The sequence below is a fragment of the Paenibacillus germinis genome (assembly GCF_013141785.1).
GTDB classification, from domain to species: Bacteria; Bacillota; Bacilli; order Paenibacillales; family NBRC-103111; genus Paenibacillus_E; species Paenibacillus_E phytorum.
Window position 1 is genome coordinate 42,149 of the sequence record NZ_WHOC01000184.1, and the last position, 17,858, is coordinate 60,006.

Here is a 17,858-nt window from a genome sequence, read left to right on the forward strand (position 1 = left end):
TCCCTTATTGAGATACCGAGGTCTGTTTAAGCAAATCTAACGCCTCACTTACTTTCACCGGCCGGCCCAAACGGGATGACAGCTTAGCAGCTAAAGCGATCCGCTCCGCCTGCATACCGTCATAGCCACTCACAGGTACAGGTTTATCATTCAATAGACAATCGATGAAAATTTGCGTTTCTTCCATATAGGCAGCTTGATAGCGTTCTAGGAAGAAATGCAGCGGCTTTTCGCTAATAATAGCATCCGCCGTACTAACTACGGCTGTATTAGGGTGATCGTTGGCTACCGCTACACTGCCTTTGGAGCCAAACACTTCAACCCGTTGGTCATAGCCGTATACCGCTTGACGGCTGTTATCGATGACACCGAGAGCACCGTTCTGGAACTTCAGCGTTACAATTGCGGTATCGACATCGCCGTGCTCTGCGAAAACCGGGTTAATGAGCACATTGCCCTGCGCATATACTTCCTCAACCTCGCTTCCCGCTACATAGCGAGCCATGTCGAAGTCATGGATCATCATATCCATGAAAATGCCGCCCGACACCTTGATGTAATCAGCGTGAGGTGGATTCGGATCACGGGAGGTGATTTTCACGATATGCGGATCGCCAATTGTTCCTCCTTGAACAACCTCGCGAACGCGCTTGAAGTTGTGGTCAAATCTGCGGTTGAAGCCGATTTGCAGCTTCACACCAGCTTGATTAACCGTAGCAATAGCCGCTTCGGTTTGAGTGATATCCATGCTGATTGGCTTCTCGCAGAAAATATGTTTACCAGCCAGTGCAGCCAGTTGAATGAGCGGGACATGCGTATCCGTGGATGAGCAAATAAAGATGGCATCGATATCCGGGTTATCAATAAGCTCATGGCTGTCTTTAGTAACCGTCTGAATTTGACGTGAAGCAGCCCATGCTTCTAACTCAGGACCTGCAAATAAATCACTCACAGCAATGATTTCAACCCCCGGTATTCGAAGCAAATTGTCTGCGTGGATTTTACCAATTCTGCCAGCACCAATAATACCGATTTTAATTTTATTCATCATGCGTTCCCTCCCGCTTTACCTGTAGAACCGAACAATTGAATTTTTGCTCTAACGGAGGCGATAATCGCTTCCCGTGCAGGCACTAAATAGTTCCTTGGATCGTATGCTTCCGGATGCTCATTCAAGAACGAACGAATAGCGGCTGTACAAGCAATTTGATTATCTGTATTCACATTGATTTTGGCCGTTCCGCAAGCGATCGCTTGACGGATCTCTTCATCTGGCAGACCGCTTCCGCCATGAAGTACAAGCGGCAATCCAGTCAGCGTTCTAATTTCCGCCATTCGATCGAAACCGAGCTTTGGCTGTCCCCGATAAGGGCCGTGAACCGATCCAAGAGCAGGAGCTAAACAATCGATTCCCGTTTCCCTCACTAAACGAACGCAGTCCTCGGCAACAGCGTACATGCCTTCGGCTTCGTCTACGACTAAGTCATCCTCGCGTCCAGTTATCCGGCCCAGCTCCGACTCTACCGAAACACCCAGCACATGCGCGGCTTGTGTCACCTGACGCGTAACCTCGATATTATGCTCCAGCGAATGATGAGAAGCATCGATCATGACAGAAGTAAAACCGGCATGGATGGCACGGATACATAGGTCATAGCTGGTACCGTGGTCTAGATGAAGAGCTACTGGGACGGTTACCCCATAGTGCTCAATCAACGATTTCACCATTCCTACAATACAGGGCAGTCCGCCCATATAAGGGATATAAGCTTCACTAACGCCTAGAATAACAGGCGCTTGTTCCTGTTGAGCAGCTTGTAAGATCGCTTGTGTAAACTCTAAGTTATTCAAATTAAACTGCCCGACAGCATATTTTTCTTCCAAAGCCTGCTGCAGCATCTCTTTCATTGAAACGAGCGTCATGAAGTTCACCTCTCCTGTCGATAAGGTCTAACCCGCTGTTACCAGCGAGCTGTGACCATTTTCTTACGCGTATAGAACTCCACGCCGTCCGTCCCGTTCGCATGCAAATCGCCGTAGAACGATTTTTTCCAGCCAGAGAAAGGGAAGAAAGCCATCGGTGCGGGAACGCCTAGGTTAACACCAAGCATACCAGCATCGATATTCTCACGGAATTGACGTACATTACTGCCATCCTTAGTAAAGAGGCATGCGCCATTGGCAAAATCGGAGCGATTGGAGAGCTCGATCGCTTCCTCAAGAGTAGCCACTCTCACGATAGAGAGAACAGGTGCAAAAATCTCGTCCTCCCAAATTTTCATACCGCACTCAACTTGGTCAAAGATCGTAGGTCCCACGAAATAACCTTGCCCCTCAGAAGCAGCGTCCTTACGGCCGTCACGGACCAGAAGCGCTCCTTCAGTTTCGCCGATTTCAATATATTTAAGCGTTCTTTCTTTATGCTGACCACGGATAACAGGCCCTAAGAAAATGCCCTCTTCCAATCCATTACCAATCGTAATCCGATCAGCGGCTTCAAGCAGCTTGCCCACAAGCGTATCGCCCACTTCTCCAACCGCCACCACGACAGAACAAGCCATACAGCGCTCGCCAGCAGAACCAAAAGCTGCATTGACGATTTCCTTCACGGCAATGTCCAAATCGGCATCCGGCATAACGATCGAGTGGTTTTTAGCGCCTGCAAGCGCTTGAACGCGTTTCCCATTGGCAGAAGCTGTTTTGTAAATATATTCAGCAACTGGTTGGGAGCCAACGAACGAAATGGCTTTAACTTCCTTATGTTCAAGAAGGCCATTGACCACGTCATGCGCGCCATGAACGATATTGAGAACGCCAGCTGGTAAGCCCGCTTCATGGAACAGCTCAGCCAAACGGTTTGCAAGATGAGGTGTGCGTTCAGACGGCTTCAGGACGAAGGTATTTCCGCAAGCAATCGCAAGCGGGAACATCCAGCAAGGCACCATCATTGGGAAGTTGAATGGTGTGATACCACCGATAACACCGATTGGATAACGGTACATACCGGATTCAAGATTGGATGCGATGTCTGGAAGCTGTTTGCCCATCATGAGCGATGGCGCTCCAGCTGCGAATTCTACACACTCAATGCCCCGAAGTACTTCTCCGTAAGCTTCATTGTAGCTTTTGCCGTTTTCTTGCGTAACGATCCGAGCTAGCTCTTCCCAATGCTCCACCAGAAGCTGTTGGTATTTGAATAATACACGTGCTCTACGTGGTACAGGTGTGCGGCTCCAGGTCTGGAATGCTTCTTGAGCCGTACGAACAGCGTGATCCACATCTGCCTTCGTCGAAATTGGAATATTAGCTAGAACTTCTTCTGTTGCAGGGTTATACACCGGTTCTGTTTGTGTGGATGTTGAAGCGACCCATTCGCCGCCGATCCAGTTTTTCAAAGTTGTTGTCATATGTGGACTCTCCTTTAATGGTTCGAATATGTTAAGATGCTGTAATTTCACCGCGGTTGCAGCGCTCGATATAGTCATTTACTTGATCGGTTGTCGGCATCGCATCAGAGCAGCTGTGACTGGAGATTACGATACATGCTGCGGCACTGCCATATTCCATACTTTTCTCAATCGTCCAACCTTGCATAATGCCGTAAATAAAGCCAGCTGCATAGGAATCCCCGGCACCAAACGTCTTGACCACCTTCGCTGGGAAGCTCTTGGCACGATGACCAATACCATCTGGGGTATAAGCGATAGAACCTTCCTTGCCATGCTTGATAATGACAATCTTCGCCGAATAGTCGAACCATTTAGCAGCTGTGATCTGATCATTTTTCTCAGGATTGTTCTCAAAGCGTTCCATCATATCGAATTCTTCACGGGTACCCAGAATAATGTCACATTTCTCGGCCGCCAGATTGTAGTAAACGGCTGTCTCTTCTGATGTTTTCCATGTGTATGGACGGTAATCTAGATCAAAAATGATGACAACCCCATGCTTCTTCGCGTAATCCAATGCCTGAAAGACGGCTTCGCGGGACGGGCTTTGTGCAAGTGCTGTACCAGAGATAAGCAATACCTTCGCTTCAGCAATCAATGATTCTTGTACTTCGGCTGGTGTCAGCAGCAGGTCAGCCACATTGTCACGGTACATAAGAATGCTGCATTCCGTTGGACTTTTAATTTCTGTAAAGGCTAGTCCCGTAACTGCGCCGGTATGATCTGTCACAACATTCGTTGTTTCGATGTTGTTCCGCTCTAAATAATCAGCGATGAAACGTCCCATTTGATCGTTGGCGATTTTGCCAATAAAGGCTGTTTTCATACCCAATCTTGCCATGCCAATCGTAATGTTAGCGGGTGAACCCCCTACATATTTGGTAAAGGTCATGGTCTCTTCCATGGGACGATTAATTTCATTCGCATTCAAATCTATACATAGTCTGCCAATGGCTACAAAATCCAGCGGCTTCGACTGTGGAAAGGAAACATAGGTCATAGGATCATTACCTTCTTTCTTGTGGAATGAGGGATTCTATATGTTGAAGTGCTTGCTTAGCGTATTCATAAGGGTTGTGTGCAGCCGGATCCTGCTCGCCTTCCAGCATCGCCCATCCCGCATATCCTTGAGATAACAGCTCCTCAAATATAGGAGCGAAGTCGATACAGCCGTCACCAGGAACGGTGAACACCCCTTTACGGATACAAGTTACGAAGTCGACCTTCTCGGCGCGCGCTTCATCTAACACAGCTTGCCGAATATCCTTCAAGTGGATATAAGCAATCCGCTTCTCGTGCTTGCGCAGCACAGTGAGAGGGTCCGCCCCGCCATAATAGGCATGACCAGTATCGAAGAGCAGGTATACGAGCGAAGGATCCGTAAGCTCCATCAGCTTATCGATTTCCTCAGGACTTTCAACAACCGTTCCACCATGGTGATGATACGTCAGCTTCAGACCGTACTCCTGCGCGATTGCTCCCGCAAGGTTCAGTCCTTCAGCCAAGCTTTGCCAGCCGGCTTCGTCTAGACGCAGTACTTCTTTCTCGTTCGGGGAGCGACGCGGGTCGAAGTGGAGTGAGCCCCCAACTTCCGCTGTGCTGATGACCGTACTTCCCATTTCCTTGAGAAACTGGACATGCTTCCTGTAGGCTTTCAGCTCCTCGTCCCTGTAATCTGGATCAGAGAATAGCACGGATTTCCATTGTGACACGAGGCTTATCCCTCGCTTATCCAGCTCCTGCTTCAGCACCTCAATATCCGTCGGATATTTGCGGCCCATCTCGGTACCTTTCAGCCCCAAAGCCTGAATATCATCTAAAATTTGTTCATATGTGGTATCCGCGCCATGTTCTTTGACGTCTTCTCCCACCCAATTAATTGGATGAACACCTAGCTTAAATGGCAGGTCTTTCATGGATATGTTCCCTCCCCTTTATCGTTAAATGGGCTTCGCCATTTGTATGTTTTTCTTCATTTCTTCATGCGCTGCAATCACTTTCTCGCTCTCGGAAACTTCAGGAACACCTACCTGCCACCAGGATTCATAACCCTGTGTGTTCGTTCCCGGAACAACAGGAATCTCGATCAGCGTCGTGACTGTTTCTTCCTTCGCTTTCAGCAGCGCTTCCTTTAGTTCTTCAGGTGTGTTTGCTTTGTACGCCTTCACGCCTAAACTGCGTGCATGCGCTGCGAAATCGATAGGCATATATTCGCCTGTCAACTTGCCTGTGGCGGCTTCACGATATCGAAACTCATTGCCAAACCCGTCGCTGCCGTGACCTCTTTGCAGATTATGGATGCATTGAAAGCCATGATTATCGAACAGCAGCACAGTGAATTTCCGGCCCTCTTGTAGGCTTGTAACCATCTCGGAGTGCAGCATCAGGTAGCTTCCATCACCGACCACGGCATAGACCTCGCGATTTGGCTCAGCCAACGCTGCCCCGAAAGCACCGCTAACTTCATAGCCCATGCAGGAGAAGCCGTATTCCATATGATAGGTTTTAGGCTCCGTTGATCGCCATAAGCGGTGTAAATCCCCCGGCAGGCTCCCCGCTGCACACACAATGACAGCTGAAGGATCAATCGTTTGATTAATAACCCCAAGCGCGCGAGTTTGGGCAAAACCCTCTTCACATTCCGCATTGTACAAACGGTCAACCTCGCCATCCCACTCCGCCTTCAAAGAACCTATGTAACCGGTCTCGTAACCGCTAACATAGTGCTGTGCCGTCAAAGCATCTTTCAGTGCACTTAACGCTTCCTTCGCATCAGCAGTAATGCTGATCCCGCTCATTTTCGAAGAATCAAATCCACTGACATTTATATTAATAAACTGCACCTTCGGATTCGCAAAAGCCGATTTAGATGCCGTTGTAAAGTCGGAATACCGCGTACCTACGCCGATAATCAGGTCCGCTTGCTTCGCCAGCACATTCGCTGCGAGCGCGCCCGTAACACCAATAGCGCCAACATTCAGCGGATGGTTCCATGGCAACGAGCTTTTACCTGCTTGTGTTTCTGCTACAGGAATCCCAAAGGCAGCTGCAAATTCCATTAATTCCTTCGTCGCATCTGCATAAAGGACTCCGCCGCCTGCAATAATCAACGGACGCTGTTTGCCAACCATGCTGGCCACAGCGCGATTCACCGCTTCTCTTGCTGGTGGACGTCTATCTAGATAATGGACTTTCTTATCGAAAAAGGCTTCCGGATAATCGTACGCCTCAGCTTGCACATCTTGGGGTAAAGCGAGAGTAACCGCTCCCGTTTCTGCTGGGTCTGTCAAGACTCGCATCGCCTGAATTGCCGCGCTTATCAACTGCTCTGGGCGAACAATCCGGTCCCAATATTTACTGACTGATTTGAAAGGATCAGTTGCCGACACGGTATAATCACCCACAACCTCTAGCTGCTGGAGCACTGGATCCGGCTGTCTCGAGGCAAAATTGTCTCCTGGCAGCAGCAGCACCGGAATCCGGTTGACTGTCGCCGTTGCCGCGGCGGTCACCATATTCAGAGCACCTGGTCCAATCGATGTGGTGCAGGCATAGATTTGCCGACGGTTTTGCTGCTTGGCATAAGCCGCAGCGGCATGTACCATCCCTTGTTCATTCTTGCCTTGTATATAAGTAAGGTCTCCTGCGCTCCGTTCCAAGGCTTCTCCAAGTCCTGTCACATTGCCATGACCGAAAATCCCCATGACACCACGTACAAACTTGGTCTCTTGTCCATCCACTGACACGTACTGTTGGTCCAGAAAACGAAGCAGCGCTTGTGCCATCGTTAGTCGAATCGTACTCATGACCATCTTCCTTTCATGATAAAGGTTAAGCGCTTAATCTGTCGAGGTTAAGCGCTTAATCCGATAGTACAACATATTTATTTCGACCGCAATGCCTTTTACAAAAAAAACTCAAAGACGAAGAAATGGCAATGGCAAAGTGTCATCCTATAGCTCATAACCTTATGATGTCGCTCTGCCATTCCTGTATTCCTTGGGTGACATTTGGAACTGCTGTTTAAAGACATTCGTAAAATAATTCGGCTCATCAAACCCGATGGCAGAAGCGATCTCGAATATTTTCATATCCGTATTTCGGAGCAGCAAAGCCGCTTTATCCATACGGAATCGAGTAACGAAGCGTGTAAAGCTTTCCCCTGTAGCTTTCTTAAATACGACGCTGAAATAGCTTGGGTTTAAATGAATATGCGATGCCACATCGGTCAAGCGGCATTCTTCATTGTAGTGCTCCTCAATGTACTTAACGGCTCTCTCAATCAAATTGTCACTTTTGGCCGCCTGCCAGTTGTTAAATTGCTGCAGGAAGTTCTTCACTTGCTCGGCTGCCCAATGAAGGACTTCTTCAGAGGTCCAGTGCGTTTGCGGCATTTCGTTAGGAATCCTGGCTAGCGCATTGTTGTCGTCGGGATCAAATTGCTTCTGTATCGTTCCAAGCAAAGCAATGGAGAGTGATAACGCCCCTATCCGCATTTCCTCTGGTGATGAAAGAGGCAGCTCGGCCAGCACCCGATCCAAAAGAAGCTGAAGGCTGTCCTCCTGACCAACTAGAATGGCAGACATCAGTTGAACTTCCATCTCTCTAACCCTCGCTTGGTTCAGCGACAACATGATCCCGGATCCTGTCTCTCCACCACTCTCAGGAAGGCTGTTAACAGGTACGTAGACAATCCCTTTGGTCAAGTTATACAAATCCGCTAACTCATTAGCAGAAGGGCCGATCCCCATGGAAATCATATGCAAGCGAATTTTCAAATACTCGAAGGAAGCATTTTGAATGGCTTCTTGCAAGCTCTCCTCGACACCCTGTTGTGCCGAAACCAGTATAAAGCTGTCATGCTCAACCAATAGAAGCTGCGCCTCCACCCCCGCTCCATTCAGCAGCTCAAGGGCGATATTAGAGAACGCAAATTGCACCAGACTCATGTCGCTTTTCCCATATGCTTTATTTGCCAAATCCTCACTGTTCATTTGCAGAAGCCACAGCTCCTTGCCAGCCAGACCATCGGTTAGCCTTGCTGCTATGCTCTTCTCATAAGGCAAGTCCAGTAAAGCCGCTCGAAGTTCCTGATCTTGCTGGAGCCGCAGCTGCACTTGCTGCTTCTGCTGCTGCGCATATGTAACATAGAACCGCTCGGATGCCTTATTCATCACTTGACGAACATCCTGCTCCGTGCATGGTTTGGTCAGAAAATCCAACGCACCATGTCGAACGGCCGCTTGTGCATACTCAAAATTTTTGTAGCCCGTCAAAATGATGACAAGCATGTCGGGATGGTTCTGCCGCAAATGCCCCACGAATTCGATCCCGTCCATGATGGGCATTCGGATATCGGTCAACACCAAGTCAGGCTTAAGCTCATCCAGCATCACTAATGCATCCTGCCCGTTGCCAGCTTCGCCAACCACTTCCCAGCCTAATTCTCTGCCTTCTAACATCTTCATCAGCCCTTTTCGAAAATTCGGCTGATCTTCCACAATTAATACTCTCCCGATTCTCATGCTACTGAACCTCCTGTCTCGACGTTGTTTACAAAAGGCAAAACAAGACGCATGGTGGTACCACTTTCGATCACGCTATTGATTTCCAAACGATAAGGCGAGCCATACACCAGCTCGATTCTCCTAACAACACTGCGAACCCCGAGACTTTCTCGCCCATCTGAACGCTGCGGCAAAGAGGAGCCTTGGTAGCCCAGTATTTGCAAAATGGCCACTTCGTCCATACCGCAGCCATTATCCGTAACTTCAATCTCAAGAAATTCATCGCGACTGCTCGCTTTAATCAACAGCACTTTATGCGACACTTTGTTGCGAAAGGCGTGCATAAACACATTTTCTACTAATGGCTGGAGAAGAGAACGCATAACCTGACCGTCCAGGACGTCATCATCCGCTTGAATAATCGTCTCCAAATCCGTTTCAAAGAGCTCCTTCTGTACCTTCAAATAGTTACGGATCTGCTGAAGTTCTTCCCTCACAGTGGTTAGGGTCCGTACAGGCATCAACGAATACTTGAGCATCTCCGATATGGCCGCGATCAAGGCCGCCGTTTCGATCTCGTCTTGCAGATAAAGCTTCCAATAAATTTCGTTAAACATATTATGCAGAAAATGTGGATTCAGTTGGGCCTGCAGCGCTTTAAGCTCTGCTTCCTTCTCACTTAACTGCGTCAGATACACTTCCTTGATCAGCCTTCCAACTTGTTCGGCCATTGCGTTGAAGCTCTCTCCGATATAAGCCAGCTCATCTTTGGTTCGAATCTCAATGCGCGTATCGAAATCGCCAGATCTTACTTTGCGCAGACCCTGCAGCAAATCCTTGAGCGGCCGCAGCAGATTGCCCGTGGAGAGTACAATCAACACACTGGTGAGAAGAATGCTGATCAGGCCAGAGTATACGATTTTCTGAAATAAATCTCGATTCTTGCTTTGAATAGCCGTAAGCGAAGTTCCGCTGACCAGCTTGAAGGAAGTCACTTTCGACTGTCCTTGAACGAACAAATGCTGATCCATAACCTGAGTTTGATTCAAATTTTTCAGGCGTTCCCGTTTATCGATCGAGCTCTCCGGCGAATTGCTAAATAACAGCTCATTATTCTTGTTGAACAAATAGACTTCGCCTTCTCCATTCTTCGTCAGTTCCTTGAGAGAACCTGAGAAGAACGATTCGTCAAAAGCCATCACGAGCACGCCATATGTGTTCAAAGCGCTATTTTTCATCCATCGGGCCACAATGATTGTGTTTCTGTACCCGCTTGGTTCCACGGAGGATGACAATGGCATGTTAATCCATACGAGATCCCCATAGGAGTCGTTAATTTTGGAACGAATTGCGCTGAATACGCTCTCATTCAGCATATTTATGGAAGAGGTGGTATAGCTGAAATAAGAAGGATTCCCTTTGAGGTCATATAAGTACATCCCCGTAATGTAGGGCGCATCCGATTTTATCTGGAAAATCTGTTCTTCGATTTGCTTTTTATTGTAATACAGATTAAATGGATCGGAATCTTCGCTCGAATTAATCCATGTTATGACCTTTTCGATTTCAGGATTAAATACGACCGTTTGTGAGATCCGTACAACCTCCTGCACTTTCAGGTCCATCTTCGCAAGTGCCTCTTCGTTCGTACTCGAAAACTGCTTACTAATTTCTTCTTCAAACAGTGACAAGTTATAGCGATAAGTTAAATAGCCCGTTACACCAAAGGCCAGCAAAATGATGACGGATAGGCTGAGAATCAGTTTTACCCTGAAGCTGCGGTTAATGCTTAGTAAAAGACGACTCCATGATCTCATCTCATTTACCCCTATATCTTAATATTGACCAATCCCTTGACGACATTATAGCAACATCATTCGTATTCCTGCTATCCTTTTTGACATATAGGAAGAAATTGAAAAAAGCTTAGTTCATCGATCATGAACTAAACTTCTTGGCAAAGTGCTATGTGCTACAGCTCTTCGAATTTATTTTCGAATTTATTTTCAACCGGTTGTAGGAGCTCATCATCGTTGTTGTCACGTACCGTTTTTTGGAGAACAAAGGAAGACATCGTCAGGAACAAGGCCGTAACAGCGTAATAGCCTTTGACAGAAAGCAGCTGCTCCAGATTAATAATGCCGATAAACATACCCAGAAGCGCTAGAGCGAAAGAGCTCCATGCCAAGAAGGTGAAAGCCGCTGTATTACGTTTGCGTGAACCGTAGCCATCTTCCAAATTATCACGAATGACCTTCTGTAAGACAAAAGCCGACATCGTGAGGAATAACGCGCATACGGCGAAGTAACCTTTGACACTCAGTGATTCTTCCAATGTATAAATCCCGATGAACATCGCTAGGAACGCCCCAATGAAAGATGCCCATGCCATAAAAGTAAATGCTGTCGTATTCCGTCTCCGATTATCCATCATCTCAGAAAGCCCCCTGTGGTTGCTACCGCAACGCTTTAGTATCTTGCTCTTGTTCTTAGTATAGGAGATAACTCCCCTCCCAGATAGTACTATTTACCAATAGTACCCAAATGCTTTAGCCTACTAATGCGGCGGTGCTACAACGGCGCCCAGGATTCTCGCGCGTTGAGAAAGCGAGTGCTGCAAAGGTTGATGTTAAACACATTATGCCGACTAAGGTCTATTTGCTTAAGTATTCATTTGTTACGTAGGGGTAATGTTGTACGCCATACAACATTTTGCAAGTTAATTCACGTTTTCCACGCTAATATTGCAGAAAATACAACAATTTTAGCTAAAAGCAGCTCAAATGCCTGTAAATCGGCAAAATTGTTGTACAACATACAACATCTTTAGCTTTTACAGAAGAAATCAGGGAAATTGTTGTACGTTGTGCAACTCACCTTCTTAAATCCCACATTCCATTTAACAAACACAAACAATAAACAAGAAAAACCAAACAAACAAGAGGAGAAACCAATCAAACCAGAAAAAATAAACAAACGAGACAAGACAACCAAACACACTACTAACACCCCAGAACGTATAGCTACTTACTTATTGATTACGCACGTATCCACAATCCCACTCAACTCAGCAAAATGCATAACTAAACATGCTAAATAGAGGTAAGCCATCGCCTCCCCTCTGACCCAACCATTTCAATAATAACCCGTTCGGGGTTGACCACCGCCATGCGGCAATGCTATATCGCGCGCGTTGAGAAGGCGTTAACCACCGGTCTATCGTGGTTTTTGCGCAGCAAAAAATCAATCACATATGGCTACACCAAAGGCATGATGCTCCCAGAAGATAGCCTGAATTTGCTTGGTTTCCTCTTTGACGCAGGCGACAAGCACAATAACTTCCGTTATTTTGTCTCGAGATGGGAGATTGGCTTTCTTCTTTTTTTTATGAGCAATATCAATTAAGACTCCAATGGTGAAACCCACAGCTGCGCCAATAAGGCCCCAAAGAATGGCCCCTCCTTTTAAAATAAAGCCATAGGTAGAGCCAACCACCGTGAGCGCTGTTGCCAGGGCTGTCCCAGCATCAAATAGACTAACGCCATCGGAGCGATGGATCGTGTCGAACAACTTCGGTTTGTTGGGTCTCGCCTGCAAAGAAACAGCATAGATATGTTCCTTGGGAATACCCGCCTCTTCAAGAGCAGTAATCGCCAGCTCCAAATAGATCGAATGTTCAAATGATGCTATTACATGCATGGTGTAACCTCATTTTCGAAGCAAAGATTTAGGAAATGGAAATTGGGGATGCTGATAGTCCTCTTGGAGCATGCAAACCTGCTCGTGATCAAACAGCTTGTTATATTCTACTGTATTTACATAAGCATCGTAGACGGAAAAACCATAAATAGAAGGTAAAAATATAAGCCAGTGCATTTCCACTATACGAGCCGACTGTGTTAAGTCCCACATGAGTAAATAGTGAATTCCTTCGAGAAAATGAGACAAATAGGAAAGTGAAATCCAGGTCACAAGTATAAAAAAAGCATTGATAGTCCGATGGGAGTAAAGCTGTCCCATTCCCGGCATTAACAAGGACCAGACCATCGCTAGCCATGGCGAGCGCTTATCTAAATAGTTAATTTCCATACTGGACATTTTAAAAGAATCAATCGGGGCATTCTCCCTTTTAGCTAAAATAAATTGATGATTCAAATCCACGGAAGTTCGATAGCTGTCGTAGATCGCAAATAAATAAACAGGCGCATAAAGTGACATCCACCGAATATTAAGCACTTGATTGGCTTGCTCGAATTGACCAGTGAAGGTGTATACGATCGCTTCGTTCAAATGCATCTGGGTATTAATCAACATTTCCCATCCAATGAGGATAAAGCCGCGAAAGTACTTGGAAAGCAGTAAATGACCAAAGCCCGGAAAGGCCGCGGCCCACCATACAATAATGAATGGATTGCGTAAATGTAATTGAGTAATGCCTAATACACTGACAAAAGCAATTTGACGGCGTGGCCTGGTTCTCATGTGCAGCATCCTTATGAATCAGTTTCCAATAATGCTATTATCTTCTTTCGAATGTAAGATATACATTTCGGATTTGACAATTGATTTTTAGTACCGTATAGTACTATTTATGAAAAAGCAAAAGAAATTAACCAACCGTGATCTTGTGCTACAAGTGGCAACGGACTTATTCCTGACAAAAGGCTACTTAGCAACCAGCATGGACGAAATCGTTGCAGTGAGCAAAGTGTCCAAAACGAATATTTATTATTATTTCAAACGTAAAGAAGACCTGCTGGCCGCAATTCTCGAACAACTTATACACACCTATAACGAGATGATCCAGCAGACCGTCTCACGTACGGAATTAAGTGTGCAGGAGCGCTTCTCTGCTCTCCTACAAGTGCTGACAGGACTTGAATGGACTTCCTTAGGCGGATGCCCGTTTCTCACGCTCTACACACAGATGCCGCTTGATGCAGATGTACTGCGGGATAAAGTGAGCGTTTTTTTCCGGGATCAAATACTCACAGTGGAAGCCCTGCTCATCGAGGGTGTTCATAACAAGGAGTTTTCATCCACCCTGCCGACAAAAGCCACGGCACAATTGATCGTTTCGACGATTGAAGGTGGGCTGTTCCTGCAGCATGCAAACCAAGATCCAGCCATGTTGGGTCAAACACTTTCTACTTTAGCCTTGTTGCTAAAGTAATTTTTTTAACCACCATTAGTACTGTTAAGTACTAAAAAATAATGAAGGGCAGGTAATCTAGATGACACATATTTTCATCACAGGCGGTACAGGGTTCATAGGAACACAAACATTAGAGCAGCTATCCCGTGAGGATCATACCGTTTCGGTGCTCGTTCGTTCCAAAGCTCGATGGGAGCAGATCCGCAAGCAATTAGGTTGGCTCAGCGGTGATAGTCAGAGGGAAACTAGCGTGGGAATTGAGCGATTTTCCCCGGTTATAGGAGATTTAAGCTTGCCGGGCTTTGGATTAAGCAAAACAGACATGGCGTCAGTGCTGACGGCAGATGTCATCATTCACGCGGGTGGACCGATGGATATTCGGATCGGGGAGTCCGAAGCCCGTGCGGTTTTCCTGCAAGCCGCCGAGGAATTGCTAAATTTGGCTTCGCAAATTCAAACGAGCAAAGGTTTGCAGCATTTCATCCATATTGTCGGCTTCAAAAGCCCCTTTACCGATGATAATTTCCACAATCCAGCACCTATTATCGCTAGTTTAGAGCAGGAATCTCCTTATGAGCGCATGAAATTCCTAGCTGATTTGCGCATTCGCCAAGGAGCGATGCAGCTAAGTTTTCCACTATCTGTCGTCCATCCAAGCGTTCTGATTGGCAACTCAGAGCACGGGGATACCCCACAAACCGGCGGACTCGGTATTCTCGTACAGGCCACCGCGCGTAGGTTGATGAGTATCACACCCGGCGGTAACTCCCATTGGTTGCCCCTATTTCACATCAATCACGCCGCTGAGTTCATTAGCGCTCTGGCAAAGGAATCGAATCCAGTTAGTCAAACCTATTACTTACTTAATGAAAAGAAGCAAAGTCCCTCGATCATGGAGCTCGTGTCGGGCATAGCCAAGGAACTTCGTGTTAGTAAACCATTGGGAGCGATCTCGCCTAAATTGTTGTCGAAGGTTCTGGGGAGTCCACTTGGACAAAAAATCGGAATTCCTAAGGAATCCCTCGATTTCATCGTGGATGTCAATCAGGCCTATCCCCTAACTGCCGCACAAGACATGCAGCGAAAGTACGGATTGGAGCACGTGGTAAACTCCTCGATTATGCCCTATACCATCTCGGATCTTGACTTTCGTCTCGTTCATTCCCACCCTCAGGCAGATGGCTATATACGGGGTAAAAGAGGGCCTTTGGCCACACTGGAACGGGTGGGATCAGACAAAGGGAAGCCTCCGATCTTGTTCGTTCACGGCACTCTAAGCGGAGCTGATTGCTTGCTCCCGCTGGCCGAGCAATTCCCTGAGTCTTCCGTCTGCCTGGTCGATCTCCCAGGCTTCGGTCGTTCGCCCTATCACCACGCTGCTGACGTGATAGAGGGGCATATCGAATCGCTTGTCCAGGCGATTCGGTCTTTCGAGACCCCGGTTACGCTCGTGGGGCACTCGCTGGGCGGACTCCTCGCCGCCCACGCCTACGCTCGCGTACCGGAACAGATCCACAGGCTGCATTTGCTGCAGCCTGCACTGCATAGCGCTGCGCGGAGGTTCCGCAGCGCGCGAATTAACGAAGCCGCGCTGCGCATGCTGCGCGCGGCTAGCTTGCGGAAGCAGCTGCTGGCGCAGAGCTGCTTCACGGACATAAGTGACATACCGCCCGCGTATGTCACTTATGTCCTGGCCGAGCTGCAGTCGCCGCGTGTGCGGAAGACGACTGCGGAGACCCTCTCTGCGCTGACGCGCGCAGAGAGCTTCTCCCTGCAGCAGCCAGATGCGCTGCTGCGTGAAGCATCGATCCTGTGGGGAACCCAGGATCGGGCGTGCCAACTGCCGGAGCGTTTTCGCTCCGCACGCACGGTGGAGATAGCGGCTGCTCACCACTTCCCTATCTCGCATCCGACGCTGACCGCTCAGCTCCTGAGGCAACAAGATCTATAGCCCTATTTGCTAGAACTCGATTCTTCCTGCCGCAGCGCGGCATGGTTGTCCATCGAGTTCTTTGCTTTTTTCCAGTAGACATTTTCCAGTAGACATACACCCATCTCCTTCCCTTCGAATAAGGTAAAGAAAAAAGTAGGCTCGGATGTAACGCCTTTGCTTACGAAGAAAGGGAGGAACCCCTATGCAAATCCACGTTGTCCAGAAGGGACAGACGTTATACCGCATTGCGCAGACGTATGGAGTGTCGGTGGATACGATCGCAGAAGCCAATGAGATGACCCCCAGCCAATCCCTGGTCATCGGACAGGCATTGGTCATTCCGATTGTTGGCTCGTACTACTGGGTACAGCCCGGTGAAGGGCTCTATCTGATTGCCCGAAAGCTCGGAATCGACCTGCAAACCCTCGCCTCCGTCAATAGACTAACCTTGTATCAATCTTTACCTGTAGGCTTTCGTCTCTATATTCCGCCAACCCCTCGTACGCAGGCAGAAGTGAATGCCTATTTAGAGCCTCGCGGGTCTGACGTATCGCCCGTTCTCATTCAATCCGCCAAGGAAGCAGCCCCTCATCTTACGTACTTAGCTCCATTCAGCTTCCGTATTAAACGGGACGGCACCCTCCAAGCCCCTCCATTGGATGATCTTCGCGGGATTGCCTCACAGAATGGCGTCACCTTGATGATGGTTGTGACCAATCTCGAAAAGGACCAATTCAGCGCTGAGCTCGGACATATCATCCTCACCGACGAAACCGTTCAGAATCGTCTGCTTCAGACTATTAAAAGCACTGCCAAACAATATGGATTCCGCGATATCCATTTTGACATTGAGCATCTGTTCCCCGATGATCGTGATGCCTACAATCGCTTTCTTCGTAAAGCCGCGACACAACTCCATCAAGAAGGTTATTTGATGTCTACGGCGCTCGCGCCGAAAACAAGCGCCGCTCAAGCCGGTGCCTGGTACTCTGCGCATGATTACAAAGCGCATGGCCAGATCGCCGATTTCGTCGTCATCATGACGTACGAATGGGGCTACAGCGGCGGCCCCCCCATGGCCGTTTCCCCCATCGGTCCTGTGCGCAAAGTGCTCGAGTACGCCATCAGCGAGATGCCCGCTTCCAAAGTCATGATGGGCCAAAATCTGTACGGCTACGATTGGACGCTGCCCTATGTCCACGGCGGTGCCTTTGCTAAGGCCGTCTCTCCGCAAGCGGCTATTGATCTGGCCCGCAAGTATAATGCGCAGATCCTATACGATTACACGGCGCAAGCCCCGCACTTCAATTACTGGGACGATGCTGGCAAGGAGCATACGGTCTGGTTCGAGGACGCACGCTCCATTCAGGCGAAATTCCGCTTGTTGAAAGAGCTTGGCTTACGCGGGATTAGTTACTGGAAGCTTGGTCTTAAATTCCCGCAAAATTGGCTGCTTCTTGAGGAAAATTTCAAAGTCGTGAAACGATCCTAGCATTGGATGGAAGCGACGCACTTATGAAGAAAAACCGTCAGGAAAGATCATCCTGACGGTCCTTTTTGGGTTTAACGCGCATTTGCTTATATATTCATCTCCTAGTTTCGATACAATTTTATCCAAACAATTTGCCTTACTTATGGTATGGTTCCCCGCGATTTATCCGCATCATGCGACTAACATGCTCCACCAGCACCAACCGCATCAGCTGCTGTTCCTCAGCAGGGCACATGTTCTCCGGTGCCATGTCGTCCGGCACTTCTATCATCTGCACCTTGGCATACGGCCCAATGCGCCTCACATACTCCGCGATCCGTCC

15 protein-coding genes and 1 pseudogene are annotated in these 17,858 nt (G+C 47.9%); 3 read left to right on the plus strand and 13 right to left on the minus strand.

What is annotated here, in order from left to right:
- Positions 1 to 4 precede the first annotated feature (4 nt).
- The 12 genes and pseudogenes from iolG to GC102_RS36865 form a co-directional block, all read right to left on the minus strand.
- Positions 5 to 1,048, minus strand: a complete 1,044-nt coding sequence (gene iolG / locus GC102_RS36815) for an inositol 2-dehydrogenase (RefSeq protein ID WP_171693918.1) — start codon at positions 1,046 to 1,048, stop codon at positions 5 to 7.
- Positions 1,048 to 1,923: a class II fructose-1,6-bisphosphate aldolase gene (gene fba, locus GC102_RS36820; RefSeq protein WP_171693902.1), complete on the minus strand. Its 876-nt coding sequence runs from the start codon at positions 1,921 to 1,923 to the stop codon at positions 1,048 to 1,050. Before fba ends, iolG begins: the two co-directional genes overlap by 1 nt.
- A 38-nt stretch (positions 1,924 to 1,961) precedes the next feature.
- Entirely contained in the window at positions 1,962 to 3,407 is a 1,446-nt protein-coding gene (locus GC102_RS36825; RefSeq protein WP_171693903.1) for a CoA-acylating methylmalonate-semialdehyde dehydrogenase, read from the minus strand.
- 31 nt (positions 3,408 to 3,438) lie between these two features.
- Complete coding sequence (gene iolC / locus GC102_RS36830; RefSeq protein WP_171693904.1) at positions 3,439 to 4,449, minus strand: 5-dehydro-2-deoxygluconokinase; 1,011 nt, start codon at positions 4,447 to 4,449, stop codon at positions 3,439 to 3,441.
- 7 nt (positions 4,450 to 4,456) lie between these two features.
- On the minus strand, positions 4,457 to 5,365 hold the full coding sequence (iolE, locus tag GC102_RS36835; RefSeq protein ID WP_171693905.1) for a myo-inosose-2 dehydratase: 909 nt from the start codon (positions 5,363 to 5,365) through the stop codon (positions 4,457 to 4,459).
- A gap of 24 nt (positions 5,366 to 5,389) precedes the next feature.
- Positions 5,390 to 7,255, minus strand: a complete 1,866-nt coding sequence (gene iolD, locus GC102_RS36840) for a 3D-(3,5/4)-trihydroxycyclohexane-1,2-dione acylhydrolase (decyclizing) (RefSeq protein WP_171693906.1) — start codon at positions 7,253 to 7,255, stop codon at positions 5,390 to 5,392.
- A gap of 162 nt (positions 7,256 to 7,417) precedes the next feature.
- Positions 7,418 to 8,974, minus strand: a complete 1,557-nt coding sequence (locus GC102_RS36845; RefSeq protein ID WP_171693907.1) for a response regulator transcription factor — start codon at positions 8,972 to 8,974, stop codon at positions 7,418 to 7,420.
- Positions 8,971 to 10,773 carry a sensor histidine kinase gene (locus GC102_RS36850; RefSeq protein ID WP_171693908.1) on the minus strand — a complete coding sequence of 601 codons (1,803 nt, stop codon included), beginning with the start codon at positions 10,771 to 10,773 and terminating at the stop codon, positions 8,971 to 8,973. The genes GC102_RS36845 and GC102_RS36850 overlap by 4 nt, the downstream gene beginning before the upstream one ends.
- Positions 10,774 to 10,928: 155 nt before the next feature.
- Positions 10,929 to 11,195, minus strand: a complete 267-nt coding sequence (locus GC102_RS36855; RefSeq protein ID WP_281367747.1) for a YiaA/YiaB family inner membrane protein — start codon at positions 11,193 to 11,195, stop codon at positions 10,929 to 10,931.
- Positions 11,187 to 11,387, minus strand: a pseudogene (locus GC102_RS40215) (YiaA/YiaB family inner membrane protein); the annotation flags it as partial. The pseudogene GC102_RS40215 and the gene GC102_RS36855, both read right to left, overlap by 9 nt.
- An 812-nt stretch (positions 11,388 to 12,199) precedes the next feature.
- Entirely contained in the window at positions 12,200 to 12,655 is a 456-nt protein-coding gene (locus GC102_RS36860; protein ID WP_171693909.1) for a hypothetical protein, read from the minus strand.
- A gap of 9 nt (positions 12,656 to 12,664) precedes the next feature.
- A complete protein-coding gene (locus tag GC102_RS36865) occupies positions 12,665 to 13,438 on the minus strand; it encodes a hypothetical protein (RefSeq protein ID WP_246321335.1) in 774 nt (257 codons plus the stop codon).
- 109 nt (positions 13,439 to 13,547) lie between these two features.
- On the opposite strand from GC102_RS36865, the gene GC102_RS36870 reads away from it, so the two are divergent.
- From GC102_RS36870 to GC102_RS36880, 3 genes are all read left to right on the plus strand, one after another.
- Positions 13,548 to 14,129 (plus strand): TetR/AcrR family transcriptional regulator, encoded by a 582-nt coding sequence (locus GC102_RS36870; RefSeq protein ID WP_171693911.1) that lies wholly within the window; start codon positions 13,548 to 13,550, stop codon positions 14,127 to 14,129.
- A 61-nt stretch (positions 14,130 to 14,190) separates the two neighbouring features.
- Positions 14,191 to 16,062 (plus strand): alpha/beta fold hydrolase, encoded by a 1,872-nt coding sequence (locus GC102_RS36875; RefSeq protein WP_171693912.1) that lies wholly within the window; start codon positions 14,191 to 14,193, stop codon positions 16,060 to 16,062.
- A gap of 184 nt (positions 16,063 to 16,246) precedes the next feature.
- On the plus strand, positions 16,247 to 17,536 hold the full coding sequence (locus GC102_RS36880) for a glycoside hydrolase family 18 protein (protein WP_171693913.1): 1,290 nt from the start codon (positions 16,247 to 16,249) through the stop codon (positions 17,534 to 17,536).
- 136 nt (positions 17,537 to 17,672) lie between these two features.
- Here GC102_RS36880 and GC102_RS36885 read toward each other — a convergent pair whose 3' ends face one another.
- Positions 17,673 to 17,852 carry an RNA methyltransferase gene (locus tag GC102_RS36885; protein ID WP_312883492.1) on the minus strand — a complete coding sequence of 60 codons (180 nt, stop codon included), beginning with the start codon at positions 17,850 to 17,852 and terminating at the stop codon, positions 17,673 to 17,675.
- Between the last annotated feature and the right edge of the window lie 6 nt (positions 17,853 to 17,858).